This window comes from Clostridium tunisiense TJ, assembly GCF_000300195.1.
In the GTDB taxonomy this organism is placed as follows: Bacteria; Bacillota; Clostridia; order Clostridiales; family Clostridiaceae; genus Clostridium_J; species Clostridium_J tunisiense.
Genome location: NZ_AMQH01000012.1, coordinates 367,403 through 393,463, shown reverse-complemented (window position 1 = coordinate 393,463; position 26,061 = coordinate 367,403). Strand labels below are relative to the sequence as shown.

The following is a 26,061-nucleotide window of genomic DNA, read 5'->3' as shown; positions in this document are numbered from 1 at the left end:
ATTACACCCTGCTTTCATTTGTATTCAGTACATTTTTAATCTTCTTTTTTGCTCTTGATAGCCTGTTGTAAATAACCTCTCTTTTCATACCCGTTTCAAAACATACCTGATCCATAGCTTTTTCCTCTAAATATAGCTTTAGAAATAAATCTTTGTCCTCTTTCTTTAAGCAGTTAAGCATGGAATCTAAATCTTTATTAAGCTCATTATTGAGTATTTCATTCAATGAGTTATCTTCTACACTGATCTCTAAATTGTCAACATCTTCATGACCTAAATTCTTCAAATACTTTCTTTTATAATCTATGCATTTATATTTTGCTACACCAGCTAGCCAGTTTTTAAATTCACTTCTACTCTCATCAAAGCTATGGATGTTGTACCAAACTGCCATAAGTATGTCATTTATACATTCACCTTGAAGACTTTCTAAATTATACAGATGTTTTTTTACAGTAGATTTAATAATCCAACCATATTGCTCTAAGATATAACTTAAAGCTTCTTCATTTTGCAGCTTTAATTGATGAATAAAATTATCTTCAGAAATCTCCATAATTAACCTCTTTTCTATACAAGCTCATTTTTAAGTGTTTTTCTATTCACCTAATACTTCGTTGAATTTTCACTATTTCTATCAAAAATAAAAATAAAGGATGGTAATAAACAAATAATTCATTACTATCCTTACTTCACATAGTTCTACAGATATTTATTTTTATTATATTTTAAGCCTAAACATAATGCTAGCGCTTCTAGTAGCTGTACAAAAATTTATAACTTTAGGCTGAATAGCTCATTTTAGCCTTAGCCTATTATACATAAAGTTACTTTATTCTTTCATTAAATTTTTTTAAATCTATTCTGTTCAATCTATTCATTTTTCTTCCTCAAACTATACCTTAATCTATGTTTATCAGAATTCCTTCAGAAGAAAGTATTTCAATTTTACTTTCTTTTATCATGTTTATATAATGATTATCAAGGACACCATTCTTATAAAAATCTTTAAACTCTACTACAGCGGGGCCAGTTAATATTATTGAACTATCGTCTTTCCAGAATACGCTCCATCCTTGTGAGCAAGTGCTAGAGGTTTGGAATAGTTCTTTTTTAAATATCCCACAAGTTCCTTTACTAACCGTTAATTTTGCAGAGTTAAGAAATACAGTTTTATTTTCCACTATTAATTTATTTTTATTGCTTGGTGATTTATATGATTCATATGAACCCAAATAACTGAAACATACAAATATCAGATAAACAACTACAAATATACCTAACCAATTGCAAGTTTTATTAGTTAGCAAAACATATGTTACTGAAAGCCCTATATAAATAGCAATATATATGTATACATATATATTATTCATAAGAGTGATTCCATTTTTCTCTAAAACTATCATTAAAATTGATAATAAGATTAAAAGCATAAGCGAAATGTTTTTAATTGTTATATCCTTACTTTTCATATTTACCCTCCATTATGCTATGGTCATACTTTAATAAAAATGAGAACCCTATATTTACTTCTTCCTTAATGTTTGTGTTGTAGCTTTAAAACTACTACATCCTATTTTCCAGTCTATTATTCTCTACTTATATTTTACCATACAATAACTGTCATTTTACATATTTATACTTTTATAATAAAAATAAGCCTTAGTTTTACAGTTATAAAACTAAGGCTTAACTTATTATTAGGCATCTGAAAATAACAAGTCAAAGATGTGAAGGATATTTTGAGTTCACAAGCAAGCTTGTGCCGACAAGGAAACAGGTTCTATTCTATGTTTATCAGAATTCCTTCAGTAAAAATCAACTCAATTGTACCTTCATTTATCATATTTTTATAATGATTATCAAGACTACCATTCTCATAAGAATTTCTAAAACTTGCTATAGGAGTTCCAGTTACTATTACAGAGCTATCACCTTTCCATAATATTTTGTAGTCTCCTGAGCCAGCGACAGGAGTTTCTACTAGTTCTTTTTTAAATATAATAAAAGACCTTTTATAAACCTTTAATTTTTCTGCATGAGGAAACACATTTATATATTCTACAATTACTGTATTTTTATTGTTTGGAGATTTGTATGATTCATATGAACCAGTGTAAGCACAAAATTCAAATAGTACATAAATAAGCACATATATCCCTAACCACTTAGAGTTTTTATTAGTTCCGAAAATAAACTTTATTGAAATTGCTGCATAAATAATTAAATATAAATTTGCATAGGTATTGTTCATAAGGGTGATTCCATTACTTCTAAAAATTATCATTATAATTGGTAATAAGATAAAAAATGTAAAAGGGATGTTTTTTAATATTTCATTATTATTTTTCATATGTAACCTCCATTATATTATCACCAAACTTCATGAACCTTTGAAATTAAACAATCATCCTTGTGCTTTAAATTGCAAGGATTTCACTTTATATTTTTTCCCTATTCCTTTCACATCTTGTCCATCAATAATAATCCCTGACTCCTCATATAAAATGTATAGCTTATTATCATAAGAATTAATTAACTCATCATCTTCTTTCTTATAATGACACCAAACATCTTTATTATTTAAAAGATTCAAACCTTTTGTATCCATTAAATCAACTATGTTCTTATCTGCGTATTTTGCTGAATCAATTGTTTTTCCAAATATAATAGCTCCAGCGGAACCTCCATAAACAATACCATCATTACTTAAAAATTTAATAACCTCTTTATCAAAATTTGTATCTTTCATAATCTTTAGTAGCTTATAAGTATTTCCTCCTCCAATGAATACTCCTGCATATTCACTAGATAACTTCTTTCCCTTTAAATCAGTCCACATCTGGATTTTACGAATTCCATATTCCCTATAAGTTTTTGTGAACCACTCATAGCATTCCTCATAAGTAAAACAGGATTCCTCCATTGCAATAGGAATATATATCAACACTTTTTCTTTATTTATTTTACTGGCAAAAAAATTATCAATTGGCTTAACTTTTTCTGGATCTCCCCCACCTGATAATATCAACATACTTAATCACCCCTTAATTTAACCCATCACTATTTTACCATATAATTACTGTAATAATATACCTCCAACTTTTGCTTAGTTTCTCATTTGCACTACACTACCCTGAAAATATTATTAATCTTACTAAAGCAAGAATTATTCTAAATCAAGGACATATACATACTCATCATATATAATGTCGGTGCCAGATTTTTTGAAAGTACCTTCTTTTTCAATATAAAAGTTAAGCTTTTTTAGCACTGCATTTGAACCCTTGTTTTGTTGTGCCACAGGAGCTGTTATTTTCTTAGCGCCATTACCATGACAAAAGTCAATTAATGCTTTTATCATTTCCGTTGCATAGCCTTGACGCCAGTAGTTTTTATGAATGGCATATCCTAAGTCCCATTGCCTTTTGTCTTCACTTGGAATTGCACTACAGGTTCCAATGCAATTTCCAGTTTCCTTTGAAACTGCAATAAAATAATAACAACCATCATAAATTTCTACATTCTCTTTCCATTCCAAATAGAGATCATTTGCTTTTTCACGAGGTGGGTCTGATAAGTATTTCCCCATTTCCTCATCTAACCATATGCCTAAGCAAAAATCCGTATCTTCTTTCCTAGTACTTCTAATTATTAACCTATTTGTTTCTAAATTTTTTAACCCCATATTCAATACCCCTTTACTATTATTATAAAATAATCTAACATAGGAAAACACTATGGTATAAGTTTCATTTTACCATATAATTACCATAACAATATACCTGTAGCATCTGAATATATTTTTAGCAATAAAAAAAACACATCTATGCCTACTAAAAGACTTTTAAAAAAGCAAATATTAATTAAGCATTATCTCCTAATCCTTAACAATTATATTCAACTCCCCTGCTCCATTTGAGATGAACATTACTAAGAATCATTAAGACACCTCTTGATAATCAAGCAATGCAGCTAGTGAAATTTAGGGTAATAATAATGTTCTTTGAAAACTGAACAATACAGTGTTAAAAAATAATATATAAATACTCTGTAATTTATTAGTTATATGGAATCAATTACCCTTAAATGATATGATTATAAGTAATCGAGGCAAAATGGTATGATAAAATGTATTAAAATACAATTGAAAGAAGTGAAAACAATATATGATTAAAGAAATTGAAATGCGTAGAAGCATAAGAAAATATGCTGACAAGCCAGTTGAAGATGAAAAAATAAATGAGGTACTTGAGAGTGGAAGACTTGCGCCATCAGGTAATAATACACAGCCTTGGCGCTATATAGTAGTAAGGTCTGAAAAAATGAGACAGAATGTAATGGAGGCTTCTCATAATCAAAAATGGATGCTTACAGCTCCTGTTTTTATTGTATGCGTTGCAGATATACGTTGTAGAATAAAAGAAGGTATAGATGTTTATTTGGATGATAATAGTCCCGAGGATGAGGTGAAACGAATTATTAGAGACACCTCAATTTCAGCAGGATATATGTTGCTACAAGCTAATAATTCAGGACTAGGAGCCTGCTGGGTTGCTGAGTTTACGCAAGAAGAGATTAGGCCAGTTTTAAATATACCTTCTGACAAATATGTAGTTGGAGTTATAACTATTGGCTATCCTGATGAAACTCCAAAACCTCGTCCAAGAAAGAAACTCGAAGATATAGTATATTATGAGCGTTGGTAATATTAATCATGTAAATTAAACATGCTAATTCCAAGTTTTCTTATTTAATAACTAAAATTAAAAATCTAATAACTTCTTAATGCCGTATTATTTAGAAGTGAATTTTACGGCATTTTTACATTCTAAATCAAATGTTTAAGAAGAATACCTATGGATATTCCATAGGTATTCAAATTTGTTTATTTTCTTAGAACTTTAAGAGCATCTGCTACTTTTCTTGCAAAATCTAATGGAAAAGGTATAAAGATTTAAGGATAATATAAAATTTATAACAAAGTCAGTACACTGAGAGTTATCCCCAGTGCACTGACTCCTTATCTCATACTATAGATTATTTTTTAAAAATAGAAATCGTGCTTCTTAATATTATAATTAATCTCCAAATTTTAGTTTATTAGTTTTATCCAACAATTGGGCATGAAGGAACTCTAACTAAAACTAGCTCATCTGTTGTGTTGGTTTCAACGTCAAATACTAAGAATATATTCTGACCAAATGCAAATCCGCAAATAAGATTTACTTCTCTTCCAGGTGCTTGGGTTGGAATTTGATTTACTATTCTACAACGACCAACTTGTGGTATTAACACAGCTGCTTGAGCTGGTGTTAATCTTATTATGAGCACTTGTTCAATATCTGGACCTGGAACTTGCACTTCTATTTCAACAAGCAAAACAAAGACGTTATTCTCTAGCTCAGCAACACAAGCTGATCCAATTGTTACAGGACTGTTTTGAGTTATTAAATTATTAGCAACTTGAGATTGAAATTCTGTTCCAAACATATATTCATCACCTGTTTTTTTATTAGAGATAAAAAGCTTGTCCCATCCCTAATAATAGGATATTCAATATTATGATAATGGTGCTATTTTTATATGAAAAAGAGATGTCTTTTTTATAACCTATTATTCAAATAGAATTTTATAATGTCTTTATTTCACAATTCAAAAAACTAGGTTATCTAATTCTATCCTCTTAAATTGAACCTTACTAAGACTAAGCATACCACTTGCTTTGAGCCCTATACATCTCTGCATATTTCCCATTTTTACTCATTAGTTCTTCATGGGTACCTATTTCGCTTATTCCCCCATTATCCAGCACCACGATTCTATCTGCTATCTTTGCTGAGCCTAATCTATGGGTTACAATTATGGCAGTTTTACCTTTAGACATGTCTACAAATTTATTATAAATTTTAGTTTCTTCTATTGGATCTATGGCAGCAGTAGGTTCATCCAAAACAATGGTGTGATAATTCCTATAAAACCCCCTTGCAATTGCTATTCTTTGCCATTGACCACCAGATAAGTCTATCCCATCAAACTCTCTAGACAGCATGGTGTCATAGGAATCTTTAAACTTTTCTTCATCTATAATTAAATCTGCTTTATTTAAGGCACTGCTTAATTTCTCTTTATTATCTTTATTGACCTCACTATTACCTTTAAAGTCACTTATAGTAACATTTTCACCTAAAGTCATTTTGTATCTTTGGTAGTTTTGAAATACTGCAGATACATTTTTATATAAGGATTTCATAGAAGCTTTAGAGGTTTCCACCTTCCCTAAAGTGACACTTCCACTGCTTGGAGAAAATAGTCCTATCATGAGCTTTACTAAGGTACTTTTTCCTGCACCATTTTCACCAACAATCGCAATGGTTTCTCCTGGCTGAACTTCTAAATTGATATTGCTTAGTGCTTCTTTATCTGCTCCTGGATATTTAAAGGAAACCTCTGTGAGAGTTATTCCAGTAACCTCATTTCTATCACTATCTTCTCCTTCTCTTTCAGGCATTTCTAAAAGCTTTATTAGCCCTTTTACATTACCTAAATTTTCCGTAATGGCACCCACATGTCTACATACTATTTCCTCCATGATGTTAAACATACTGCCAATAGATGCAAATACTGCACCGAAGGCTCCTACCGTAATGTCCCCCTTGATTAGCGCAATTACAAGTAAATATAAAATGACCAAATATCCTGAAAGTGTTATTGCCTTCATTGTAAGCTCCATGATTCCAGAGGTCTTTTCTGCCTTCCAAATCTTCTTATTTAATGAATCAATAGCTAACAAATATAAATCCCTAAAATATTTAAAAGCCCCAAGAAGTCTTGTTTCTTTAAAGTATTCCTTATCAATAATACATTTCTCATAATACTGAAATTCTCTTCTTATAGGTGCTGATTCATCAGATAACTTTGTAAATACCTTTAGCCTTAAAAGCTGAGTGAGCGCTACTGGTATAAATATAATTACAAGCGATATTGCTAGTATTGGTTTTAAACTATAAAGGTAAATTCCCATTACTAAAAAGTATGGAAAGTAAAAGGTTAAAATAGTTGAAATTATAAATACTAAATACATGCTATTAAGTAATCCCTCATTAGCCTTGTTTATGGCATCTAAATTAGAAGGAATTTCAAAGGTTAATGCATCAAATTTGCCTGCCTTTTCATTAATTTTGCCTCCAATATTACCTTGAACTCTAAAACCTATATCATCAGGAATAAAATTAGCAACTCCGTTTAATATTTGATTGATTACTAATGTGGCTCCTAGAGCCAATACCATTAATAGTACTTCTTTAAAACTCCCTCTGTTACTCACTGCATTAGCAATAGCATCGAAAAACTTTTGAGTCATAATAACAGTAACCACATGGGATACTCCATGAATAATTGATAATAAATTATAAAGGGTAAAATATACTGGACAAGTCTCAAATATCATAGGGAGAATGTTTTTTAGTATTTTATAAAGAGATATATTATCCTTCTTCTCGCCCATCATAAATACCAACTCCTTTGGCTTTCATACATTTTCTCATAGACTCCTCTTTTCTCCATAAGCTCCTCATGGGTACCTTTTTCTATGATGGTGCCATTTTCAAGGACAAAAATCTCCTGAGCTAACTTTGTTGACCCAAGCCTATGACTTATAAATATGGTTGTGCCGCCCTTACTTATTTTCTCAAACTCCTCATAAATCTTGCTTTCACTTATGGGATCTAAGGCTGCAGTTGGCTCGTCTAATATCCTTAAAGAGGCCTTACTTATAATTGACCTTGCCATGGCTAATCTTTGCCATTGTCCTCCTGAGAAGTCTTGACCATTGCTTTTTATCTTTCCAAGTGGTGTATTTAACTTTTCTGGAAGTGCCTCCACAGCTGCCTCAAGCCCCATTATATTAATGGAATTTTTTATGCTTTCCTCTTCTTCTTCTTTTCCTAAGTGGTTCACATCACCTAAGGAAATATTATCTTTCATGGAAATATAATATTTAGCAAAGTCTTGATACACCACAGAAAACAAGGATTTTAACTCGCTATACTTGTAAGCTTTAATACTTTTACCATTTATTAAAATATCACCCTGAAAATCCTCATATAGCCCTGTAATAAGCTTAGTAATTGTAGTTTTTCCTGCTCCATTAGCACCAACAAAGGCATAGTGAGCTCCCTTTTCAAGTTTAAAAGATAAATCCTTTAAAATATAAAAATCTGTACCTGGGTATTTAAAGGACACCTTCTTAAACTCTAAGGTCTCCACTTCAAATTCACTTACTGATGGTAAATCAACAGCTCCCTGTAATTCCTCTAAACTTTCAAAGCTGCCTAAATCCTTCAAGTACTCTTTATTTCTTGCTAGCTCCCCTACATATTCACTTAACTGCCAGGACATCATTTGAACTAGTGAAAAAAGCCCATTAACAATGGAAATAAACATTCCCACAGACATTAAGTTATCTAATACTGGTTTTATTAAAACCGTAGTCATTAATATAGTTATTATTGCTGTAACTATGCTCCCAAGCTTTAACTTTACAAAGAACTTAAGATCTGCTTTAAAAACAATTCTTCTTGTAATTTCATACTGTTCCTTCCACTTTTTATTAACTTCCTTAGTGAATCCAAAAAGATTTCGCTCTAGGGCTCCCTCTCTACCAGTCAAAACTTCTCCTAGGCATTCATATCTTCTTCTATGCTTAGATATTTCCCTACTAGCATCATAGGTTTCCTTTCCACTTTTCATAGCTAAAATTACAAGTGGTATGCTAATAAGTAAAATTGTGAGTCCTGCCCACCATACCTGAGTTATTAAAATAACCAATACTCACACAATTCTTAGTAGCATGGACAAAAATGATAAGGTGTTAATATAAGCTTTTTTAAACACAATCTCAGGCTGCTTTGACACTCTAGAAATTAAATCCCAAGTTTCTTGATTTTCAATATGCCTGTACTGAAGCTTGGCTACTTTTTCTGTAATACTAACTCTAAACCTTTCCCTCAGTTTAAACTCAAGTTTATACTCCACGAACTTTATAATTTGGCTAGATAACCAAGTGTAAGCAATGAAAACTCCTATTAAAATCAAAGGTAATATTATTTCTGAAAGGTTGCTTTTTCCATTTGCTATCCGCATGGCAACATCTAAAAACTTTGCCGTTATTAATATTTGTATACTTGGAACAATTCCATCTAATATCTTTTGTAATGCTATTAAAAAGGAATAACCCTTTGCACATCTGAAAGGAATACTCCCTAGGTCTAAAATGTTATATTGTTTTTTCCCCATATATCTAAATCCCCAATCAAGCTAAATTAAATTCATCGTAAATTATATGTTTTCCGTGGTCTTAAAATGACTTTTGTTATTTTCATTCAGTAAAAAAGAAATTATTAAGCTGTAATTTATAGACCCATATATCATAAAATTTAAGTATACACTCCACTTAAGAAGATTATGAAATATCAAACATATTTTATCCCTTTTTTTCTTTTTTTAATTACTGTTAAGATTAATGCAATAGTACATATTGATGCTATTATTATTTGTTTCGCCTCCATATATATCACCTCACAATTATTTACAAGTGGATCTTTTCCATAAATTATATTTTACAATACTTAGTTACTTAAGATCTTACTCCTTTTACTTAAGGAACCTGGTAAGTACTGCCTTGCAATCCTATTCTCTGGATTTTTATCTAAAGCATAAAGTACTACCAAGAAGAACCATTCCAAAGGTTTCATCAAAACATAGACAATATCAGCACTCCAAGCTGTATTGATATGACGGGATAGAGGATAGCCATACTTATCATAAATGTAACGTATAAGCCTATGAGTTCTAGGAACCTTTTCCTCAATTAACTGCTCAAAGGCATTGGCAATCATAAGCTGCCTGTTTACAACGATCTTATCATTTCTACGAATACCATACCTTAAAGGCTTTACTAGTTTTTTATGTCCTCTTAAGGAAACGGTGCAAAGATAATGTGAATCCATCTGAACTGGCGGAGGTGAAATTTTTGTAGATAAGGTCCAATCGCTTGTTTCAGTAAAGGCCTTTATAAGGGCATCTGGCTGTTGTCCTAAGAGAATGAGTATAAGCATTAATATTATAAGAACAGGAAGCATTAAAGCTACAGCTACCCCAACCCAATTCTTGCTTTTTAATAAAAGGTCGTAAATCCAGTATAAAACTTTGTTTTTATACTGATTTTTCTTTTCTGAAGCATCTAATATATAATTTTTAAGAATATAATTCATAAGTGTAACTGAGCAAAGGATAAAATTTAGTGGAAATAAACCTAAAAATAAAACCATAGCATCTTTAAAAAGATTATTTGAAAGCTGAACAATCCATAACAAGCTTGCAAATATCCCCACAAACATAAAAGAAAACATCAATACCGTTAAAAGAGGTGGTAGAGAGGTTTTGCTTATCCTGAGCACAGTATATCCTATAATTCCAATAGCAAATAAAGCTATGATAGTTAGTGAGTGCCAAGAAGCTATTGGAGCATGAAAAGACGAAGTATCGTTTGGTATTTGTAGTGCCTCATTATAATCCCTAAAGCCTGTCATTAAAATTAAGCTACATGAATAAAATATGCCACAGGTAAAAGTAAAAAAGTCCGTAACATTATAAAACTTTTCCTTTACAGCTTGGTTGTTAAAAGAAAAAATCATTCTTACTATATTGGCTAAAGTTTAAAAAATAGGGACTCCAAATAATAATAGTAATAAGAACATAAAAATAATTGGTCCCATAATTCACATCTCCTCATAATTTTTTTGCTTGTAGGAAACCAGAATTAAAACTTAACTCACACATGAGTCCTACCTTGGTTCCCTTAAGGGTTTATGAAGATGAATTCCACTCATCATGAATGAAATTCATCATAAATAAGTTAAAATTCTATGATGAAACCCTATAACCCTTCTTATAATTTAAAATATCTCCTAGCTAACAATTTAAGCAAATACAAACCGTTACAAGTTTAAATCTACCTTCTAGTTTACATTATTCATATGTAGCATTTTTATAGTTCTGTCTTAATTTTCTTTTCAATCATTCTCCAAGTAATAATTTCTTTTCTTATTTCATAGCCTGCTTTATTTCTTGAACGACCATTAGAACCACTATCAATAATCTCTCTAGCTTTACTTGCAGCTTTGCTAACTATTTCTGAATCAATTCCAGCAGCATCAGCTATCCAGAGAAGTAACTCTGGGCATTTTAATCTATTGTAGCAAGTTTCAGCATCTTTTTTACAATCAGATATCTCATCATAATACGAAGTAAGTAAATGCCATTTTTGATTAGGTTCCGCATTTTTTATGTTAATTTCAATCTGTGCAGCCTTAGCATTTTTGATATAACCACCGCATCTTTGTCTATATCTTTCATCACTTGCAAAAGAATCTGAAATTTCGTAGTGATCATTTTTATCTTTGAAAAAATTAATAAACTCCTGCATTTCCATTTCTATTTCTCCTTTTAAAATTCTGATTTGTACATTTCATTGTTAATAAATTTTTCTCCATAATTAGTTATAAGAAACTCGGCAACTTGGAATTTATAGCGGTTTTTGAGCAAGATATAATGGAATAGTATCGTTAATAATGATTTTATTGCCAGAATTTATAATAGCCTTTCTTACTTCCGTGTAAAATTTAGACTTATAAGGCTCTTCTAAAGTTATATGCTCACAATGTGTACTAATATATGATATATATTCATCAGCATTAAGTGTTCTTACCTTTTTCCAGTCTTGATATTTGTAATTAACAAAGCCATAATTCACAACATTATCATATTTCATTTTACAATTATAGCTCTTCTTAACAGAAAAGTGTTCTTTATATACCTCATCTATTCTATTATACAGTTCTTCATTTGCACTTTTATCATCTGAGCGGGTCATAAACATTGCAAGAATGCCACCCGGTTTTAGTATATTGTAGGCTTTTGAGAATGCTATTTCTTCAGGTATCCATTGAATTGTAGCTGCTGAATATACTAAATCATATGTTTGATTTCCAAAATCGAATGCTTCAAAATCAGCATTTACAATATCAAAATTACTATAAGTCCCATATTTATTTTTCATATATTCTGTAAAGTTCTCCCCGAGTTCAATTGCCTTATAATTACAGCCAGTTTTTAAAATAGGCTCTGTTGCTTGTCCTGTACCTGGACCAATTTCAAGTACATCCTTGCTTGAATTTAAATCAGATATATTAATGATTTCTGTGAAGAGTTCATCACAATATCTGGGTCTATATTTATCAAATGTTTCTGGTATTTGGTCAAATGTATTTCTGAAATCCATTATTTAAACTCCCTTCTAAATTACTATTTATCTTTATAATAATCGAAATATTCCATAATGTTTTATAGTCAATCAAAACCCTATCATTCTCCCAACAATTCTAAGACTTCACTAGCCATCATTAAAATATTATGCTGAATGTCACATGCATTTTTCAAATCTTCTTTACTATACCATCTAAGCAAATTAGACTCACCATCTCCTGGTATTGTATCAAAGGATTTATCTTTTTTGCCTTCCTACGCAAATGTAATAATACTTTATCTTTATATACTATAAATATAGAAACTGTAAAATGTCTATCCATGTTTATGCTCCATCTAACTTTATATATCAAGTATTGATCCTTAAGGTATAAGTATTTATTACTTCGGTACCTTCTTTATTGTTTTACAAAGAATTATTGATATCTATGTGGTTAAAATCATGCTACTACGTCCTTTTATTCTTCTTTTAAGTATGAAAGGCCTGTTACAGAAGCAACATCAGTAGTCTTCTTAAGGTTTTCATCTTCAATTTTAGGGTGAACTAATTGCACAATAAAATTCCCTTTGCTAGAAGAATAGATGATGCTTCTTATCAAATATGATTCAGCATCGTGAAGCTTTTCTCTTTCTTTTTTTATATCATTTGGTAGCACTTTGTTAATCAAATTTATTGCCTCATCATAAGTTAATTTAGTTGGATTAAGTTCGCATACATAAGTGTAATCTTGTAATATATACCAATACTTTTTATCATTAATACTAGGTACTTCAGCTGAGCGCAAACTGCATATTATATTATCCTTACTTTCATAGTAGTAACATGATTGTGCTGTTAATTCATAAGTTATTTCATCCCTATTAACATTTTCATATCTTTTTTTAATAACACTATTATCTGGCTCATCTTCAAAAGCAGTATTATTAATGATAGTAGTAGAATTAGAGTTACTAGCTTCGTTAAGGATTTCCTTTTTTTGTTTAGTTTCTTTTTGGCAACCTACTAATGAAATTGCCATTATTACAGTAATAATACAACATAATATACGTTTTTTCATAACTCCTCCTAAAATCAATATATTTTAAATAAAAGCAGATAAATTCTACTAAATCAGATCTATCTGCTGTGTTTTATGCATTTATTTTTTTAAAAAACTGTAAAAACTCTTCCAATTGCAATGCTGTTATTCTTATAAAGTTTTTTGCTAATAAACTGTGTTAATTCAAAGGTATCCTTTGAATTATATTTTATATCAATAGAAATCATAACTACTCCTTTAATATAATATTTTATATTTACATAATACTATTAGCTGGAATTTATGTAAATAATTTCACCCTGATTACTACAACAAACTATTATAACTACTCCATTCTACCATATAATTACTGTAATAATATACCTGTACCTTTTTATTACTTTCATAAAAATAAAATCCTCTTGCAGTTTATCAACACCTTTTCTTAAAAATTTACTTGAAATAAAAGAGGAAAACATACTAGACATGTATAATAGCTTAATGCAGCTGGCAAATATGAGAATTAAGTTATTAACATGATTCTTTAGCTTACGATAGTATCTAAGACCATTTGACTATGATAATGTCTTTGAAGTTTTTATTGGAGGGGTGTTTATGGGCAAGAGTATAGAAGATTTAAGGCTATATATAGAATCATCCATTGTTGAATTTGTTAACGATTCAATTCATAACTCATTAGATGAAAGTTTACCCGAAAGGGCTTGGGACCTTCCTTTGGTTGGTTTTTCAAAAGGCGATGATGAAATCTATTATAAGTTGAAAGAAGATATAGGGGAATTTCATTGGACACCGGAGGATATATTCTTAAAAGTTTATCCTGAGTTAAAAGTACAACCAATTGAATTAACGGTTATTTCTTGGATACTTCCGCAAACTAAAAAGACAAAAGCTGAGCAAAGATGTGATAGCATATATCCGGCGAAACGGGCCGTATTAGCACGTACCCATGGTGAAGTTTTTAATGAAAAAATTGGAAAGTTTCTTGTAAATTTGCTTGAAAATGAAGGGATAAAAGCAATTGTACCAGGGCAATCTTCCTTATGGGAGAATAAAAAATCAGAAAAATATGGTTTTGCTTCAACTTGGTCAGAACGTCATGTTGCCTATATCTCTGGTCTAGGAACTTTTAGTTTAACTGATGCACTTATTACGCCTTTAGGGACAGCTGTAAGAATTGGATCTGTTATTGCTAATATTTCAATTAAGCCTACAAAAAGAAAATATAGTAACCATAATGAGTATTGTTTGTTCTATTCAAGAGGCACTTGTATGAATTGTGCAAAGCGATGTCCAGCTTATGCTATAACTGAAAAAGGACATGATAAGATTAAATGTAGAGAATATCAAAGAAACATTGCTTCAAAACATACAAAAGAAGCCTATAATATTGATTCAAACTATTGTGGTATTTGCTTATTTGGAACTCCTTGTGAATCTTGTATTCCTTTGTAAGCTTTTACTAATGAAACTCAATGTTTAGGGAATACTAGTACAGTAGGGCTCATTAGTCATCCTTATTGGATAGTAAAAAAGTTGTATAATATAATTCAACAAAGCCATTCGTAAAGAATGGCTTGTGTTTTTCAAGCCCATCTATACTAAACTTCTCATTTTCCCTCCTGATTTAGTTTATAATAAATTCTCTTTTAATTACAAATTGAAGTTTTATCTTAATTTTACTAACTCTAATACTTTTTCTTTTCTTAAGAACCCTATTAGTACAAATATAAAATATATAAATATTCCCATTATTATAGTCAATATGCCGCCAGCTAAGGCACAATGAATTATAATTGGAATTAATATTGAATCCGTGATATGCCTTAATAATCCTAAGAAGATAGCTAAAATAAAAGTGCTCACCATTATACCAAAGTCATATTGAGTATGCATCATGGCAAATAATAAACTAGATAAAACTATAGCCCAGTTCCACGGCGTATTTGTATTTTTAAATAACTTTAAACATAAAGTATAAATAAATCCTCTATAGAATACTTCTTCTCCTACTCTTGCAAAGGAAAATAATATTGCCCAATATAATGTGTTTATTGATATATCATAGTTTGCCTTTGGTAAAATAAATATTAAAAATATGGGCAGAGATATTAGCAGTGCTTTTGTAATCTTAAAACCGAATTCACTTATTTCATATTTAGCTTTCATCACAGATATTGGAATTGGTATATATAAAAGCAGCCACAATATAATAGCTATAAATAACATTTTGTAGTTAGTTGGATCAAATTCTACAAAGCCATTAAGATATATTGATATTATAGAAATAAAAATAATATATAATATTGAGAATACATAAAACCCCTTTGTTTTAACAAGCTCCATATTAATACCCCTCTCACTTTCCGTTTCCCCTTTTATACTTAAATATTTTATTAACCCCTATCATTATCCTTAGATTGCTGTGCTAATACCCTTTGTATGTTTTGAAATTCTCACATTACTAAATATTATAAGAAATTATAGTTATTATTCATTCTTAAAAGTTTCTCACATAAGATCCAGATCCCATGTTCTACTTGACCACCTTCTTATTTAAATATTCATCTTTTAATATAGAGTAATGCTCACTATCTATAAGGTTCATATTTCCCATACTAATTCCCCTACTTTTTATTTAACTTAATCCTACTTATTTATCATACTCTTTAACTATTATAGCATATTTTGGTAGTTATCAAATGAATCTGTATTCTTTTCAAATTTAATTAGTAAGATAGTTAATGTTTAGTTTTAAGTGTAAATCAACATTAAGAGTATACCATTAGTAATAAAAAGACCTTTGCCGTATTTTAATACACAAAGGTCTTTTAAAACATTTTTATTTATAAGTATTGTTTCTCATTATGTTTATTAATTTATAGATTATGCTTAAATATTTTCAATAAGCGTAAAAAATGGCTTGCTTCACGTAATGTATGGTCTCCTAATAATGGTATTATTATAGACTTGATTTTGCATTCTACTAATCCTTGAGTGCCTTGTGCCTTAAATTTCCTTATTTCTTTGGTTGCTTTAAGGCTATCATCTGTAAGTTCATAAATAGACAATGACTTCTCAATTGCTTCTTTTGTTAATTCATCAAATTCATTACCAAAGTTATTTGCTTTATTTATTAGCTCTTCTTCAGTTGGATCAAGAAGCCCTCGGATAAACTTTGAATGCTCTGCCATAATTCTATTCCAAAAAACTTCTTGTTCATAAGCCTCCCTCTCAATGTCTATTTCTTCACGATTTTGTAGCCTTTTAACAAGTTTAAGATAAAATTTTGCTTCTCTCATAATATGATCAATAAGTAATGGATAATTAGCCGTAAATACTCTACAGGATAGCACATCTGATAATAACTTATTCTTAAATAGTGCTAAATCTTTAGTTAGTTCCATAGCTCTTTCATTAAGCATAAACACTCTTTCTTCAAGCATAGCGCTATTTATCATTGAATTATTACCCTCTAATTGAGTTTCAGACTCTGTCAAAGTTGTTGGAATTTTGACTCCAGTAAAATATGCTGAAGCCATTTCAGCTTTTAAGGTAAAAGGTGTAACTACTTCACCGGACTCTAATACATTATTACTAACAACTCCATTGGAAAGCCTAATAGTTTCATCTAAAATTTTATCGAACCTCATTCTAAATGCATCTGCCCTACTAATATAATTTGAATCCTTTGGTGTGAAGCTTATCTCTAAAAAAAATGAGTGTTCCTTCATAATTCTTGCAAAAAAAAGATGTAATTCTAATGATTGGCGTATAAATTCGCAGCCAGATAACATATTTAACTTCTCCTAATATATAATTAATACTAATTTCATTATATTGTAAATATTTGGAAAATGTTACCTTATATTGTAGTATTTTAAGCTTAATCAATCCATAAATTTTTTAATATAACTGGTCAATATATTATTACTTCCAATTTAGTCAAAATCGTGTGTGAAAGGATTTACGCAACATTTCTCTATAAAAAAAGAGCCTTGGCGCAATGCCTTGGCTCCTATAAGTTTTGTATTATTTAAAGTATATCTTATGCAAATTGAGTAATGGTAAGATTTTAGCGATAGTTTATTGCGAAGTAATTTTTCTATACCTATACATACTTTCTATTACATACTGATTCTACATTTAATGCTATTAATCTACAACATGATTCTTAAAAATCGAAAAGAACAAAAATATGTTCATACCAAAATAGTTATTTGGAAATTTAAGCTCTTTAACTTATATTACTTTCTTTATCTACTGAAGCTTCTTGTTCTGGTAGTACTATATTACATAACTGACCATGATAAGCGAATTTTACTCCAAAAAGATAAATAAGTAGTCCCATAACTGCTAAGAACAAAATTATATATACTGGGCTTAAAAATGCTGCTGGCAGACCATTATATAAAGTTAATGTTCCAAAGAACATAAATATTATTCCTGCTATCCATTTAATGTATGATTCAGGTACATGTTTGCACATCCATGCACCACCTACAACACCTATACCATCAGCTACAAGCATACCTGCTGTTGTACCAAGAAGTATTAATATAGGACTTGAATTTTCTGCAGCAATACTTACAGTCATTAACTGGGTTTTATCTCCCATTTCAGCCATAAAGAAAGCAATAGCTACTGTTACAATAGGACCAAATTTTACTTTTTTCTCATCTTCCTCATCTAGTTTGTCTCCACGAATTGTCCATAGCCCAAATGCTAGGAAGGAAACTGCTGCTACAATCTTTACTATGTTCATAGGAATTACATTACCTAGGTAACTTCCCACTGCAACTGCCATTGCGTGATTCAAAACAGTTGCAATTAAAACTCCCATCATCACGTGCTTAACCTTGTATTTGCTAGCCATAGCCATAGCAAGTAATTGCGTTTTATCTCCCATTTCTGCAACTACAACTAATAATAATGCTTTGATAAATGATGCCATTTTTCATCCTCCTAATTAAATAATTTTAGCTTAAAATAAACTACCCTCCTTAAGTTTAACTTCCATATTTGTTTTAAAAATAAATAAAGACTTTCAGCACAATAGAACATCCTGCTAAAAGCCTTTCTTAATGCATCATTTATTGCATCAAAAAAGACCTCTAGCACAATGAAAATATTGTGCTAAAAGTCTCACTTAACTAAGATTAGTTACGATAAAGCCAGACCAAAGGTCAGTATGTTGACTTTATCACCTTTTACAAGGCAGCTACTCCCTTTTAACGAAGTTATTTAATTTACAAAGCAATTATATTATACTGTATGTTGTTTTGTCAATTGATATTACATGTTTTGTGAATAATTTTCTAAAACAATAGAATACCAATACCTCTAACACATATTCCTAAAAATATATCTTCATATAATTATCAAATGATAATTTTTATCATCTCAGGTTAACCCTTATTCATACTTTCATATACGCTGCAATAGACTCATACTAATTATATTGTGCCATATAATTGCTGTAATAATATATCTGTATCTTCTTTACTTACCGGAAAATTAATGTTCATTGTCAAATAAATTGAGGTTCTTTCCAAAGATAACTAAAACTCAAGAATTCTTTAATTAAGGCCCTTTATTAATAGATTCCTTATGTCTATGAAAATCAGGATATTTCATATAGAAACTCACATTTATAGTTTCAACCACAAAGCGGGACGAACACCGCCTGTACATTTGCCATCGCTGATGTTGCCTTTCAATATATTATTGCCTTGGATTCCTATATTGCCGTCAGTGCCGAAGATGTACACAGCTTTTACATTAACGCGTCCAGGGGATCGAAGCCACCACCACCAACTTCCTTCTTTACCTAGAAGTCTTGCTAATCGCTTACTGTTGTTTTCATCTTTTCTTTCAAACCAATATCTTTGATTTTTTCCTGGGTTTTGCAGTTTTGAACTGCTATCCCCGAAGTATTTACACACTTCCTCAAGGCTTAATAAAAATATATAATCTTTTGTATCTGCTCCACCCTTTGCACCATACCACTGATTATCAAGATTTTTATTTATTACTGGAATTATTCTTGATTTATCGGCTGAGTTAAATTTATCATAAAATTCACCATTAAGATATTTTCTTAAGGCGCAGTCAGCCCATGTTATATCTTTATAGGCGTCATGGTAAGGGCGTTGTTCTATAATTTCTTCAGTTATAATCAAAGCCATACCCTTTTGGATGTCAAGCACACGCCAATTATAACCACCCAATGATAATAATGAGTCAATTTTTATATCTTCCATTTAACCACTTCTTTCCTTGTAATAGGTAATCTACCTGGCTAGAAATTGAAAAGATAAGAAAAGCTACAAATAATACTTTACTCTTCAAATTGGATTTGTCATTTTTTCAAATATTTATAACTCTCGTGCATAAAGGATACCTTTTTTTATTGCTTCTGCTAATCCCTTTGGATTTTCCCAAGCCATAGAATGTCCTGCTGATTTGACAATTTCAATATTTATCCTTTGTCTTTCCAACTCAGCTTTATCATCATCTGGTAAAGATTTTTCACCAAAAATAAAAGTCCTTTTACATTTTAATGAATATAATATTTCACGCCATGATGGGTCTCCGCCAGCAACTGCAGCCTTTGAAATTCTACTAATTGCTATTGAAGAACAAACTGATAATGTAGCTGACCACATAGAATTATCAATTGAATTTGCACTTACAACTTCATCAAATACCCCACTTACGAAATCTTCTTCTTCACAAGTTCCAAATTCATAACTATATGAGCCCTTACTGCTTTTATCTAAATTGGATTCACTAAGAATAATTGTTTCAATCTTCTGTTTGCATTTATCTGCAAGTTCAAGTGCAATTGGTCCTCCTAAACTATGTGCAAAAATAATAAACTTATCAAGTTTTAGAGCTTGTACAAAATTATACAGATATTCTGCATGTTCTTTTATGCTATATAAATAATTATCAGGCTTATCACTAAATCCACTGCCAATTAAATCTATTAATATTCGCCTATGTTCAATTAAATCAGTTTGTGCTGCTACTTCAGGATAATCAAAAGACCCCGCACAGCCTAAACCATGAATAAATATTATTGGGGTATCTTTACCTGGAAAATCATGATACCTCATCTTATTGTTTTCATTATCTACTATATATTCTTTCATAATAACCTCCATGTTAAATATAAATACTTTATTCTTCTTCTAAGTAAATTACTATTATTCTTTAACTATATTATTTTTTCTTGCTCTCTTAGATTAAAGAGCAAGTCTTTAATCTTACATTACTTCAACTATAGAAATTGGAATTTATATATTACAGTTATCTTCAAACTGACCACAATAAAAGTCAAAACTAATCAAAAAACTTCCCTTTATAAAAATTCTCATTGTGAAGTTTCTTTGCCGTCAACCTGAACATGACGCAGCCATCTGGGCATACAATATCCTTGCTATATTTATCATTGCCACCTATGTTCTCTAAATCCCCGCCACTTCTCACCGACTCCATGATTGGGAACATAATTAGCATAACCTTTGAACAAATACCCTGCCCATCTTTATTTACGGGACAGCCATAGGTACAGGTATACTTATCCCCTACTTCCTCGCCATTTCGGCAGTACCGCTCTGTATGGTCACTGCGAAGAAACCCAGTTACCTCAATTTCAAATTTGTACTCCTCATCATACCATTTTTTCATGATTAACCTCCAAATTAGATTTTATCGACTTCTTTTTTACTCATTTTTTGCAGCCCTCATACCAAGTAGGAATGGGATTTTGCATATTATCATACCACTTAAGTACTTCTTTGGCTTGATTTATCATGGTGCCAATTATTCTGTTATCTAAATCACTCTTAATCTTTTATATATGATTTTTCTATTGCTCTCTTAGATTGGGAGAACAAGTTTTTCAGAGTATATTATACATTTCACTATGCTTTATTTATTGGAAGAAAGGCTATGCAGAAACTACATAACCTTCATATTTATATATATTTAAATTAATCATAATTCTATGGTTAAGACATATTTTAAGAATTTGGTGAAGTAAAATACTGTAAAACTTACTTCTAGAACCGAAATCCTAGACAAATATTCTAATTACTTAACTTTGTTTTCTCTCTACAATTTCACCACTACTTTTCAAAATACTATTCTCTGGAATATAACCCCTCACAGAACATAATGGATAAACGATACTATCTTTCCCTAATATTGTCCCTGGGTTTAAAACTGCATTACATCCTACTTCCGATGAATCACCTAAAATTGCGCCAAATTTTCTTAAACCAGTTTCAATAATATCTGTACCATATTTTACTTTTACCAATGTTCCATTAGATTTTAAATTGGAGGTTATTGCACCAGCCCCTAAATGGGATTTATACCCTAATATTGAATCACTAACATAATTATAATGTGGAACCTGCACTTTGTTAAAGAGAATTGAATTTTTAATTTCAGTTGAGTTTCCAACAACAACATCATTACCAATGATAACATTTCCTCTAATATAAGCAGAATGTCTGATTTCACAATTATAACCAATTATCGCAGGACCTTTTATCAGAGCACTTTTTTCAATAGTAGTGCCTTTGCCAACCCATATAAATTCCTCTATTCTTTCAAAATCATTAGGCAAAGTTTTTGCATATTCAAAAATAAAAGTATTAATACTTGCAAGAACTTCCCAAGGATACTTAACCCCACAAAATATTGCTTGTGCATCTAATTCACTCAATGTAAAAAGTTCATCAACAGAAATCCCCATAATAATCCTCCTTAATGTATTTTTCATAATCTACTAGTTTGACTTTATATTAAATTCTTATATAACTCTAGTAATTCAATTTTACCACAAAATTACTGTAATAATATACCTGTACCTTTTCATTACTTACATAAAAATTAAGTCAAAAACAAATTCCAATTGCGATTTAAAGGTCGTATAAGCTTCAGATATGAATGCCTACCTATTAGTTGAGTTTAAACTTTTAGTGGCATGAAAATAAGCCACTGAGAAAATTGCACCATAGCTTAATAACTGCTTGGGTACTTTTCTTAGTGACTACTTAAATTTTTCATAAACCTAGGGCTTGTATTGAACTCTTCATATTATAGGATGCAACTAAATAGATATTTGAAAGATCAAAAAACTAAAATTATCTTACTTCAACTCTAGAAATTGGAATTTATACTCTCAACTGAAAATTGAAATTTATTGCTACTTAAGAGCCTTCTCCCATGCCTTAACAAAATATTTTTTCATAAACTGTGCCTTGGCTTCATTGTCCTTGAAAAAGTCTGACTTAACAATACTTATTGCAATCAAATCAATTAGTTCGTCTTGACGCTTTTTCGATTGTTCGTTGTATCGTAACACCTTAAACTTACCTGATGCTTCATATTTCAAAAGTTCTTCATATACAACAGAAATATAATCAACTTTAGCTATAACGGTATTTTTCAAACTATAATACAGACATTCTCTGTTTTCAACGGATTGAATACCAGAATTCTTGGAAATGCAATAGAGATAGCCAGAAACTCCTTTATAGAAAGTTTTTAATTGATCAGGAAATTGCTCTTCATAATATGCAACTCCATTCTTAATCCAACCTGTAACATGTTTCCCACTATAGCCGTTGTGTTTTTCATCCCAAATATAATACAATGCATAGGGAATATTATCTGTCAAATATACTACTTTTTTATCGGTATTATAGAGTTTAGAACGAGCTTCCAATTCTGTAATTCCAGAATAATCAGAGCCATGATAAAGGTATTTCTTCAAAACACAATCCACCCCTTTACATTGCTATTTACCTTTAATTATACAATTCTTCTGTTCCTCTCTTAAATTAAAAGCACAAGTCTTAAAGGGTATATCAGAAAGCTTAAATACGCTTTATTTATTGGTAGAAAGATTATGTATAAACTACATACCATTTATATTTTTGTAGGTTTAAATTAATTATAATTCTATGATTAAGACATATCTTAAGAAGAAGGTGAAGTAAAATATCTTCATATAACGCTTATAATACGGTGTTTTCAGCACTCATACACAACCATTCGATGATGTAATCAAACCTCTCTTTTGTCAGTCCATGTCCACCATTATATCTCTTATGACATAATTTATTATGAGCCCCATATTTTGCATATGATGGACGAGCTTCTTCAACAATAAAGTCTGCATCCCTCGAGTATTTGTCTTCATCCGCAGAGACAATCAATAACGGTCTTGGAGCAATACAGTGTACTAAATCAAATATATCATAGCTTTTGTTGAAACCCGGAATCACGCTTGCCAGTTCAATACCTACATCATTTAGCATTCGGTTCTCATAGGTGCATGCGCTTCCACTTGCACAGCTAAAACAGATCCGTTCATCTAATGCAGACAGGAATAGCACGGTGTTTCCACCATAAGAATGCCCCAGTGAGCAAATCTTTTTATTATCAGTAAAAGTAAGTTCAGACAGTAAAGTTACTCCGTTCATAGCGTCAAGCAGTACTTTTTTCATAAGATTATCACCCTTTAAGATACGGTAACACATTTCATTTAAATGTTGAAAAAAATCCTCATCCCCTGGTAGAGGTACTATCCCCTGCGCATCTTTCCGTCTCTCTTCAAAGCATATCGAGTCAGGTGCTAAAACAACAAATCCCTTTCTCGCTAATTCTGGTCCAAAAGCCTGCAAGGGATTACCAGCTAATCCGCATACCTCACTTTTCCCTAAATGCCGCTGGCTGTTATGCTGGTGATTTATTAGTATTGCAGGATTATTATTAAGAACATCGGGAATTAAAAGAAAGGCACTGACTGTATCTCCATTGGTGTTATACTTAATAAGCTGTCTCTCATACCCAACTTCTTTTATGGATTCTATTATCCTATATTCAATTGAAGCTGGTATATCATCAGCTTTAATACCAATAATTTCAGAAATCCCTGACTTCAAGTCCATCATGTAAACCTCCACCTACATATATAATATCTGATGAAAATATTTTTTCTCGGATTTCTTTTTCTGTGGGTGTTTCGTTGATTAAAAAAAGCACATCCATTTCACAGCCAAAACGTCCTTCATATATTCCTCTGTAAAAATCACAATAACCTAGGTTGTCTCCACCCGCTGTAGGAACATAAAGTATTTTGGGATACTTTTTATTAGTAAGCTTTATAATTTCCTTATCAATCAAGTCCAGTGATGATGGTGGATTTACCCCTCCAACAGTTACAATTTTTCCCATAACAATCCTCCTAACTAACTTTGATTAATTTACTACAGCTACTTTTAAAACATTTTTTTTCCCCATATAATTGCTGAAATAATATACCTATGTCTTTTAATTACTTACATAAAAACTAAAGTTGTATTACTTCAACTTTAGAAATTGGAATTTGTCATGGTAAGTACGAAATCAAGTCCATATAATCGACTAAATTTACCACCTATCCAAGGCTGTTAGTAAAAAAATATAATGTGTTTTGTAAGGCATAAGCATTGTGGAATGTGTTTCTACCATTATTTTGAATTTCTCAAGTGAAACATAGGATACCTCTTTCACTTCATTATCGTAGAAAGAATACTCCTCTAAAAGAATATCCGTTCTATAAAGGAACACATCATCTATTTCATTTTCAATATATCCATCAACTTCCCCATACTCTCGACACGAAAAGAGATACTGGAGTTTATCCATTTCTAAATCAATGCCAAGTTCTTCTTTTCCTTCTCGTATAGCTGCTTCTAAAGATGTTTCACCAGCTTGGATATGCCCTGAAAATGAAATATCCATCATATTTGGGAACATAACTTGACTATTTCGAGTTTGTAGTAGTATCTCATCATTAGAATTAATAATCCATACACAAACACCTTTATGAATAAGTCCTTTTCTATGAGTCTCGTATTTTTCCTCGGTCTTACCACATTTTTGACCTAATTCGTCATAAATATCAATCATTTCCATATAATACAGTACCCCCCTAAATTATAATTTAACTTCAAATTCGGAATGTAATATTTATCTACCAAATATATTTAGGACTCCATGCAACAATATTGTTGAGTAACTGTTTTTAGTTTTTAATCGAATAGCCCCTAAAATAATTCCAAAGCACAAACCTGATATTACTTTCCATATCATAGCATTTACAAGTCCACTTTCCACACGAAAGGCAATAGCACTAATATAACCGATATGCCACAATGCAAATAGTATTGTAGAAACAATATATGTTTTCCATTCTTTTGAAAATATTGTACTAAGTTTATTCCAAACATACCCTCGGAATATCAACTCTTCAAAAATTGGTGTCACGATACTACTGTAAACAAGTAAGGTTATTGCTTGAGATCCACCAGTAAAATTAGACGGAGTGGTAATAAATAGAACTACCACAACAATGGTAGCAAGTTTATAAAACACACCAAATTTTTCAGGAAATATTAAAAGTGATACATTCTGTTTTCTTGTGAAAATTATAAATAAAACTATAATAATTATCATAGTAAACATAGATGCCATGCTGTCTAAATAATCAGTTCTTTTGAAAAAAATAAAAAGACATTGTTTTATTCCAAATAATAATAACTGAAGAAAAACTAATAATCCAATAATTCTTCTAATAGTGTGTTCTCTACCATCTTTCATCCTTTATCCCCCCCCCAATAATTAACTCTAT

The 26,061-nt window shown here is 30.7% G+C and carries 27 protein-coding genes and 1 riboswitch; of the genes, 2 read left to right on the top strand and 25 right to left on the bottom strand.

The window, feature by feature from the left end; genetic code table 11:
* Position 1 precedes the first annotated feature (1 nt).
* The 5 genes from C661_RS0113780 to C661_RS0113760 all read right to left on the bottom strand — a co-directional run bounded on the left by C661_RS0113780 (position 2) and on the right by C661_RS0113760 (position 3,688).
* On the bottom strand, positions 2 to 556 hold the full coding sequence (locus C661_RS0113780; protein ID WP_017415922.1) for a sigma-70 family RNA polymerase sigma factor: 555 nt from the start codon (positions 554 to 556) through the stop codon (positions 2 to 4).
* A 346-nt stretch (positions 557 to 902) separates the two neighbouring features.
* Complete coding sequence (locus C661_RS0113775) at positions 903 to 1,472, bottom strand: hypothetical protein (protein WP_017415921.1); 570 nt, start codon at positions 1,470 to 1,472, stop codon at positions 903 to 905.
* 311 nt (positions 1,473 to 1,783) lie between these two features.
* Complete coding sequence (locus C661_RS0113770) at positions 1,784 to 2,353, bottom strand: hypothetical protein (RefSeq protein ID WP_017415920.1); 570 nt, start codon at positions 2,351 to 2,353, stop codon at positions 1,784 to 1,786.
* A 54-nt stretch (positions 2,354 to 2,407) separates the two neighbouring features.
* Positions 2,408 to 3,034 (bottom strand): Type 1 glutamine amidotransferase-like domain-containing protein, encoded by a 627-nt coding sequence (locus tag C661_RS0113765; protein WP_017415919.1) that lies wholly within the window; start codon positions 3,032 to 3,034, stop codon positions 2,408 to 2,410.
* Between the two features lie 135 nt (positions 3,035 to 3,169).
* A complete protein-coding gene (locus C661_RS0113760; RefSeq protein ID WP_017415918.1) occupies positions 3,170 to 3,688 on the bottom strand; it encodes a GNAT family N-acetyltransferase in 519 nt (172 codons plus the stop codon).
* Positions 3,689 to 4,169: 481 nt separating this feature from the next.
* On the opposite strand from C661_RS0113760, the gene C661_RS0113755 reads away from it, so the two are divergent.
* Positions 4,170 to 4,709, top strand: a complete 540-nt coding sequence (locus C661_RS0113755) for a nitroreductase family protein (RefSeq protein WP_017415917.1) — start codon at positions 4,170 to 4,172, stop codon at positions 4,707 to 4,709.
* A gap of 400 nt (positions 4,710 to 5,109) precedes the next feature.
* On the opposite strand, the gene C661_RS0113750 is transcribed toward C661_RS0113755, so the two are convergent.
* The 8 genes from C661_RS0113750 to C661_RS0113710 all read right to left on the bottom strand — a co-directional run bounded on the left by C661_RS0113750 (position 5,110) and on the right by C661_RS0113710 (position 13,385).
* Positions 5,110 to 5,493 (bottom strand): hypothetical protein, encoded by a 384-nt coding sequence (locus C661_RS0113750; RefSeq protein ID WP_017415916.1) that lies wholly within the window; start codon positions 5,491 to 5,493, stop codon positions 5,110 to 5,112.
* Positions 5,494 to 5,707: 214 nt separating this feature from the next.
* Positions 5,708 to 7,510 carry an ABC transporter ATP-binding protein gene (locus tag C661_RS0113745; protein WP_017415915.1) on the bottom strand — a complete coding sequence of 601 codons (1,803 nt, stop codon included), beginning with the start codon at positions 7,508 to 7,510 and terminating at the stop codon, positions 5,708 to 5,710.
* Positions 7,507 to 8,751, bottom strand: a complete 1,245-nt coding sequence (locus tag C661_RS21980; RefSeq protein ID WP_192812668.1) for an ABC transporter ATP-binding protein — start codon at positions 8,749 to 8,751, stop codon at positions 7,507 to 7,509. Before C661_RS21980 ends, C661_RS0113745 begins: the two co-directional genes overlap by 4 nt.
* Positions 8,752 to 8,832: 81 nt before the next feature.
* The gene (locus C661_RS22810; RefSeq protein WP_017415913.1) at positions 8,833 to 9,297 is read right to left on the bottom strand and encodes a hypothetical protein; all 465 of its coding nucleotides are present in this window, start codon (positions 9,295 to 9,297) and stop codon (positions 8,833 to 8,835) included.
* 332 nt (positions 9,298 to 9,629) lie between these two features.
* Positions 9,630 to 10,697 carry a DUF6688 domain-containing protein gene (locus C661_RS0113730; protein WP_017415911.1) on the bottom strand — a complete coding sequence of 356 codons (1,068 nt, stop codon included), beginning with the start codon at positions 10,695 to 10,697 and terminating at the stop codon, positions 9,630 to 9,632.
* Positions 10,698 to 11,050: 353 nt separating this feature from the next.
* Entirely contained in the window at positions 11,051 to 11,494 is a 444-nt protein-coding gene (locus tag C661_RS0113725; RefSeq protein ID WP_017415910.1) for a hypothetical protein, read from the bottom strand.
* A 93-nt stretch (positions 11,495 to 11,587) separates the two neighbouring features.
* Positions 11,588 to 12,343 carry a class I SAM-dependent methyltransferase gene (locus C661_RS0113720; protein ID WP_017415909.1) on the bottom strand — a complete coding sequence of 252 codons (756 nt, stop codon included), beginning with the start codon at positions 12,341 to 12,343 and terminating at the stop codon, positions 11,588 to 11,590.
* A 442-nt stretch (positions 12,344 to 12,785) separates the two neighbouring features.
* Positions 12,786 to 13,385 (bottom strand): hypothetical protein, encoded by a 600-nt coding sequence (locus tag C661_RS0113710; RefSeq protein ID WP_017415907.1) that lies wholly within the window; start codon positions 13,383 to 13,385, stop codon positions 12,786 to 12,788.
* 576 nt (positions 13,386 to 13,961) lie between these two features.
* On the opposite strand from C661_RS0113710, the gene C661_RS0113700 reads away from it, so the two are divergent.
* Positions 13,962 to 14,819, top strand: coding sequence for a hypothetical protein (locus C661_RS0113700; protein ID WP_017415905.1), 858 nt, complete (start codon positions 13,962 to 13,964; stop codon positions 14,817 to 14,819).
* A gap of 213 nt (positions 14,820 to 15,032) precedes the next feature.
* On the opposite strand, the gene C661_RS0113695 is transcribed toward C661_RS0113700, so the two are convergent.
* The 12 genes from C661_RS0113695 to C661_RS0113640 form a co-directional block, all read right to left on the bottom strand.
* Entirely contained in the window at positions 15,033 to 15,710 is a 678-nt protein-coding gene (locus tag C661_RS0113695; RefSeq protein ID WP_017415904.1) for a CPBP family intramembrane glutamic endopeptidase, read from the bottom strand.
* 533 nt (positions 15,711 to 16,243) lie between these two features.
* Positions 16,244 to 17,161, bottom strand: coding sequence for a DUF2935 domain-containing protein (locus C661_RS0113685; RefSeq protein ID WP_017415903.1), 918 nt, complete (start codon positions 17,159 to 17,161; stop codon positions 16,244 to 16,246).
* Between the two features lie 440 nt (positions 17,162 to 17,601).
* Complete coding sequence (locus C661_RS0113680; RefSeq protein ID WP_017415902.1) at positions 17,602 to 18,318, bottom strand: TMEM165/GDT1 family protein; 717 nt, start codon at positions 18,316 to 18,318, stop codon at positions 17,602 to 17,604.
* A gap of 196 nt (positions 18,319 to 18,514) precedes the next feature.
* Positions 18,515 to 18,606, bottom strand: a riboswitch (yybP-ykoY riboswitch).
* Positions 18,607 to 19,015: 409 nt separating this feature from the next.
* Entirely contained in the window at positions 19,016 to 19,627 is a 612-nt protein-coding gene (locus C661_RS0113675) for a DUF6273 domain-containing protein (protein ID WP_017415901.1), read from the bottom strand.
* 114 nt (positions 19,628 to 19,741) lie between these two features.
* Positions 19,742 to 20,521, bottom strand: a complete 780-nt coding sequence (locus C661_RS0113670) for an alpha/beta fold hydrolase (protein WP_017415900.1) — start codon at positions 20,519 to 20,521, stop codon at positions 19,742 to 19,744.
* A gap of 190 nt (positions 20,522 to 20,711) precedes the next feature.
* A complete protein-coding gene (locus C661_RS0113665) occupies positions 20,712 to 21,059 on the bottom strand; it encodes a TIGR04076 family protein (protein ID WP_017415899.1) in 348 nt (115 codons plus the stop codon).
* Positions 21,060 to 21,468: 409 nt separating this feature from the next.
* Positions 21,469 to 22,134, bottom strand: a complete 666-nt coding sequence (locus C661_RS0113660) for an acyltransferase (RefSeq protein ID WP_017415898.1) — start codon at positions 22,132 to 22,134, stop codon at positions 21,469 to 21,471.
* A 453-nt stretch (positions 22,135 to 22,587) separates the two neighbouring features.
* Complete coding sequence (locus C661_RS0113655; RefSeq protein ID WP_017415897.1) at positions 22,588 to 23,157, bottom strand: hypothetical protein; 570 nt, start codon at positions 23,155 to 23,157, stop codon at positions 22,588 to 22,590.
* A gap of 244 nt (positions 23,158 to 23,401) precedes the next feature.
* A complete protein-coding gene (locus tag C661_RS21975; RefSeq protein WP_157785696.1) occupies positions 23,402 to 24,340 on the bottom strand; it encodes an alpha/beta hydrolase family protein in 939 nt (312 codons plus the stop codon).
* A complete protein-coding gene (locus C661_RS21970) occupies positions 24,312 to 24,623 on the bottom strand; it encodes a Type 1 glutamine amidotransferase-like domain-containing protein (protein WP_017415895.1) in 312 nt (103 codons plus the stop codon). The genes C661_RS21975 and C661_RS21970 overlap by 29 nt, the downstream gene beginning before the upstream one ends.
* 195 nt (positions 24,624 to 24,818) lie before the next feature.
* Positions 24,819 to 25,346 (bottom strand): NUDIX hydrolase, encoded by a 528-nt coding sequence (locus C661_RS0113645; protein WP_017415894.1) that lies wholly within the window; start codon positions 25,344 to 25,346, stop codon positions 24,819 to 24,821.
* Positions 25,347 to 25,400: 54 nt separating this feature from the next.
* Entirely contained in the window at positions 25,401 to 26,030 is a 630-nt protein-coding gene (locus tag C661_RS0113640; protein WP_017415893.1) for a CPBP family intramembrane glutamic endopeptidase, read from the bottom strand.
* Between the last annotated feature and the right edge of the window lie 31 nt (positions 26,031 to 26,061).

Excerpts from the sequence above, each read along its gene's own strand:
- C661_RS0113665 (WP_017415899.1), bottom strand. The coding sequence starts at position 21,059 with ATGAAAAAATGGTATGATGAGGAGTACAAATTTGAAATTGAGGTAACT.
- C661_RS0113725 (WP_017415910.1), bottom strand. The coding sequence starts at position 11,494 with ATGGAAATGCAGGAGTTTATTAATTTTTTCAAAGATAAAAATGATCAC.
- C661_RS0113700 (WP_017415905.1), top strand. The coding sequence starts at position 13,962 with ATGGGCAAGAGTATAGAAGATTTAAGGCTATATATAGAATCATCCATT.
- C661_RS21975 (WP_157785696.1), bottom strand. The coding sequence starts at position 24,340 with ATGATGGACTTGAAGTCAGGGATTTCTGAAATTATTGGTATTAAAGCT.
- C661_RS0113770 (WP_017415920.1), bottom strand. The coding sequence starts at position 2,353 with ATGAAAAATAATAATGAAATATTAAAAAACATCCCTTTTACATTTTTT.
- C661_RS0113765 (WP_017415919.1), bottom strand. The coding sequence starts at position 3,034 with ATGTTGATATTATCAGGTGGGGGAGATCCAGAAAAAGTTAAGCCAATT.
- C661_RS0113685 (WP_017415903.1), bottom strand. The coding sequence starts at position 17,161 with ATGTTATCTGGCTGCGAATTTATACGCCAATCATTAGAATTACATCTT.
- C661_RS0113710 (WP_017415907.1), bottom strand. The coding sequence starts at position 13,385 with ATGAAAAAACGTATATTATGTTGTATTATTACTGTAATAATGGCAATT.
- C661_RS0113750 (WP_017415916.1), bottom strand. The coding sequence starts at position 5,493 with ATGTTTGGAACAGAATTTCAATCTCAAGTTGCTAATAATTTAATAACT.
- C661_RS0113670 (WP_017415900.1), bottom strand. The coding sequence starts at position 20,521 with ATGAAAGAATATATAGTAGATAATGAAAACAATAAGATGAGGTATCAT.
- C661_RS0113780 (WP_017415922.1), bottom strand. The coding sequence starts at position 556 with ATGGAGATTTCTGAAGATAATTTTATTCATCAATTAAAGCTGCAAAAT.
- C661_RS0113760 (WP_017415918.1), bottom strand. The coding sequence starts at position 3,688 with ATGGGGTTAAAAAATTTAGAAACAAATAGGTTAATAATTAGAAGTACT.
- C661_RS0113775 (WP_017415921.1), bottom strand. The coding sequence starts at position 1,472 with ATGAAAAGTAAGGATATAACAATTAAAAACATTTCGCTTATGCTTTTA.
- C661_RS0113675 (WP_017415901.1), bottom strand. The coding sequence starts at position 19,627 with ATGGAAGATATAAAAATTGACTCATTATTATCATTGGGTGGTTATAAT.
- C661_RS21970 (WP_017415895.1), bottom strand. The coding sequence starts at position 24,623 with ATGGGAAAAATTGTAACTGTTGGAGGGGTAAATCCACCATCATCACTG.
- C661_RS0113645 (WP_017415894.1), bottom strand. The coding sequence starts at position 25,346 with ATGGAAATGATTGATATTTATGACGAATTAGGTCAAAAATGTGGTAAG.
- C661_RS21980 (WP_192812668.1), bottom strand. The coding sequence starts at position 8,751 with ATGAAAAGTGGAAAGGAAACCTATGATGCTAGTAGGGAAATATCTAAG.
- C661_RS0113730 (WP_017415911.1), bottom strand. The coding sequence starts at position 10,697 with ATGATTTTTTCTTTTAACAACCAAGCTGTAAAGGAAAAGTTTTATAAT.
- C661_RS22810 (WP_017415913.1), bottom strand. The coding sequence starts at position 9,297 with ATGGGGAAAAAACAATATAACATTTTAGACCTAGGGAGTATTCCTTTC.
- C661_RS0113755 (WP_017415917.1), top strand. The coding sequence starts at position 4,170 with ATGATTAAAGAAATTGAAATGCGTAGAAGCATAAGAAAATATGCTGAC.
- C661_RS0113680 (WP_017415902.1), bottom strand. The coding sequence starts at position 18,318 with ATGGCATCATTTATCAAAGCATTATTATTAGTTGTAGTTGCAGAAATG.
- C661_RS0113745 (WP_017415915.1), bottom strand. The coding sequence starts at position 7,510 with ATGATGGGCGAGAAGAAGGATAATATATCTCTTTATAAAATACTAAAA.
- C661_RS0113720 (WP_017415909.1), bottom strand. The coding sequence starts at position 12,343 with ATGGATTTCAGAAATACATTTGACCAAATACCAGAAACATTTGATAAA.
- C661_RS0113695 (WP_017415904.1), bottom strand. The coding sequence starts at position 15,710 with ATGGAGCTTGTTAAAACAAAGGGGTTTTATGTATTCTCAATATTATAT.
- C661_RS0113640 (WP_017415893.1), bottom strand. The coding sequence starts at position 26,030 with ATGAAAGATGGTAGAGAACACACTATTAGAAGAATTATTGGATTATTA.
- C661_RS0113660 (WP_017415898.1), bottom strand. The coding sequence starts at position 22,134 with ATGGGGATTTCTGTTGATGAACTTTTTACATTGAGTGAATTAGATGCA.